This window comes from Frateuria defendens, from assembly GCF_001182895.1.
In the GTDB taxonomy this organism is placed as follows: Bacteria; Pseudomonadota; Gammaproteobacteria; order Xanthomonadales; family Rhodanobacteraceae; genus Frateuria_B; species Frateuria_B defendens.
On the sequence record NZ_LFQR01000319.1, the window covers coordinates 1 to 252 of the forward strand.

1 rRNA gene is annotated in these 252 nt (G+C 49.2%); it reads left to right on the top strand.

Annotated features, from left to right (window positions below):
* Positions 1 to 252 (top strand): 23S ribosomal RNA (locus tag ACH65_RS18400); the annotation flags it as partial.

Below are 252 nucleotides of genomic sequence, written 5' to 3' on the forward strand. Positions count from 1 at the left end.
TAGTCGGGTCCTAAGCTGAGGCCGACAGGCGTAGGCGATGGATAACAGGTTGATATTCCTGTACCACCTATAATCGTTTTAATCGATGGGGGGACGCAGTAGGATAGGCGAAGCGTGTGATTGGATTGCACGTCTAAGCAGTAAGGCTGAGTATTAGGCAAATCCGGTACTCGTTAAGGCTGAGCTGTGATGGGGAGAAGACATTGTGTCTTCGAGTCGTTGATTTCACACTGCCGAGAAAAGCCTCTAGAT